Source organism: Coprococcus sp. AF16-22 (assembly GCF_003461545.1).
GTDB lineage: Bacteria > Bacillota > Clostridia > Lachnospirales > Lachnospiraceae > Coprococcus > Coprococcus aceti.
This window is the reverse complement of sequence record NZ_QTXH01000027.1, coordinates 1-2,367: the sequence shown is the minus strand read 5'-3', so window position 1 is coordinate 2,367 and position 2,367 is coordinate 1. Positions and strand designations below refer to the sequence as shown.

Below are 2,367 nucleotides of genomic sequence, written 5' to 3'. Positions count from 1 at the left end.
GGTGGAGTCTGAAAGAAGTATTACTTGTGAGGGTGGAAGTAAGACAATTAATCCTAAAGAAATAAGATATAGTCAATCGTCTGTAAATGGTTCAAGTGAGATTATAGATAGCATGAAGAAGAATGGGTGGAAGGGTGACCCGATTGATGTGGTAGAAATGCCTGATGGAATATATACAACAATAGATAATACACGTGTTGTATCTGCAAGAGAAGCTGGTATTAATGTTAAAGCTAATGTGCATGGATATAATGATATTTTACCTGAGGAATATATCGAGAGATTTACAACTAAGAAAGGTGTTCCTGTTACATGGGGCGATGCAATTAGTCTAAGAGTTGGAAAACAAAAGGCATCTTTTAGAAATAGTAATCCATTTGGAGCGTTTGATATGGATACAATAAAGTAGGAGGCAAACATGGAAATATATGATGTAAGTAAAGTATATCAAGAATTTAATTATCCCAAAGAGTTTTTAAAAATTGTTGAACTAAATCTGGTGGACTTTGATTTTTGGTACTTAATGAGCAAAGAACAGGTTGAAAAAAGAATTAAAGGATTAAAGGAACGTTATCCAGATAGAGAACTTGTTCCTTTTGCTAGAAGAGATGATAGTGATGATATAGCTTGTTTTGATATTAAAAAAAATAGTAAAGTCCAAATTATTCATGATTTTGCAAGTGCTGGATATGAACAGAGAAAAGAGTATAATACTTTCTGGGAATGGTTTAAGGAAGCAATACAGGAAATGATAGATGAGGAAGAAGCAGATGATTAATTATGAAGAATTAAGCAAAGAAGTATCGTATGCACTTCGTCATGCACCTTGGGAATATGAGTTGGAGATGGATGAAGAAGGTTGGGTGTCAGTAGAACAATTAGTGGATGCTCTGAATAAGGATATGAAATGGATAGGTACATCAGAAGACGATTTATTAGTTATGATAGATAAATCAGAGAAGAAGAGACATGAAATAAGCGGTGGAAAAATCAGAGCATTTTATGGTCATTCAATTCCGATGCACATAAAGAAAGAAAAAATGATACCTCCAGATATTTTATATCATGGTACGGCTAGAAGATTTTTATCAAGTATAAAAATTAATGGTCTATTACCTCAAGGAAGACAATATGTTCATTTGTCACAAGATATTAGTACAGCACAGAGTGTTGGATTAAGACGTGATAATAAACCATGTGTTTTGCAAATTGATGCAAAAAGAGCTTGGGAAGATGGAATACTTTTTTATTTTGGAAATGAAAAGGTATGGTTAGCTGATGTAATACCAAGTAAATATATAACAGAAATATAGTTGATAGAAGCCAGTAGATTTAAGGGTGGAAGTACAACAATAGATGATGTTACAGAAATGGATTGGTATAATTATTATAGGGATACATATGGGAAAGAAAATGTGTGTTGGGAAAGTTGTAATCCATCAGAAGTAGCGTCCGCTTGGCAAGGTAGTTATCCCTATACTGGTGTGGATGCCTATACGAATATAACATTACATGATGGTGATATAATCTATATGGGCGAACCATTCCCAACGGGGTATTCTATAACATCAGAAGTAGCGCAGACTATAGGCAATGATGCTCAAAAGGTCTTTGGAGGATTGCAAGTAAAACCATATTATGAAAAAGGAATGGCTTATGCAGAATACAGAAGTAAGTTAACTCCTTACAAAGTTCATGGAGAACTAAATGTGGCAGATGGAGTCGCTTTGAATAATCCGCAATTTGGTCAAGGAGGATTAGCGCAAAGATTTGACCCTAATTTTGATTTTAATTGTGCTAATGGAGTACTGGAAAAATTAGATAATCAAACGATTAGTTTAACAAATACTAAAATATCACTAGAGGAATATTTCGGTATGATGAATGAAATTAAGTAGGAGAAATGCTATGAAAAATGGGAAAATTAAATTGGGAAGATATATTATTGAACCAAAGACGAGTATTGATATATTAAATGCAGATGAATTCAATGTAATAAAATTTAATACTGGAAAAGTATATATATCCAAGGAGCCAATGGAATTAAATAAAGAAAAGTTCTGGACTACTATTTTTTGTGATAATAAGATAATATCAAAAGTTGAATTAAGTAATGCTGAAGAGAAGTACAAAATGAATTATCAAACAATGAATGATGATATTCTGAAAGAATTAAGAAAACATAATAATGATTTTTTGAAAAATGAATTAGGAATTCCAAGTAATGAAGGTATTACAGGAATAGAATATGATTATGCATGGGGAAAAATATTTTCATATTATGATAATAAATCATCGGAGACAGGCATTGTGATTGTTTATATTTAATTATGGTTATACTTTAAGACTTCCTTAGAAGTAAAATCT

Annotated in this window: 4 protein-coding genes and 1 pseudogene; all 5 read left to right on the top strand. The window is 32.0% G+C overall.

Translation table 11 applies throughout. The features are described 5' to 3' along the window. Positions 1-409, top strand: a pseudogene (locus DWW60_RS13320) (ParB/RepB/Spo0J family partition protein); the annotation flags it as partial. A 9-nt stretch (positions 410-418) separates the two neighbouring features. Next, entirely contained in the window at positions 419-778 is a 360-nt protein-coding gene (locus DWW60_RS13315) for an SMI1/KNR4 family protein (protein WP_015533470.1), read from the top strand. After that, on the top strand, positions 771-1,313 hold the full coding sequence (locus tag DWW60_RS13310; protein ID WP_015533469.1) for an RNA 2'-phosphotransferase: 543 nt from the start codon (positions 771-773) through the stop codon (positions 1,311-1,313). The genes DWW60_RS13315 and DWW60_RS13310 overlap by 8 nt, the downstream gene beginning before the upstream one ends. After that, complete coding sequence (locus tag DWW60_RS13305) at positions 1,314-1,898, top strand: hypothetical protein (RefSeq protein ID WP_117875557.1); 585 nt, start codon at positions 1,314-1,316, stop codon at positions 1,896-1,898. Between the two features lie 10 nt (positions 1,899-1,908). Then, positions 1,909-2,328: a hypothetical protein gene (locus DWW60_RS13300; RefSeq protein WP_117875556.1), complete on the top strand. Its 420-nt coding sequence runs from the start codon at positions 1,909-1,911 to the stop codon at positions 2,326-2,328. Positions 2,329-2,367: the final 39 nt, after the last annotated feature.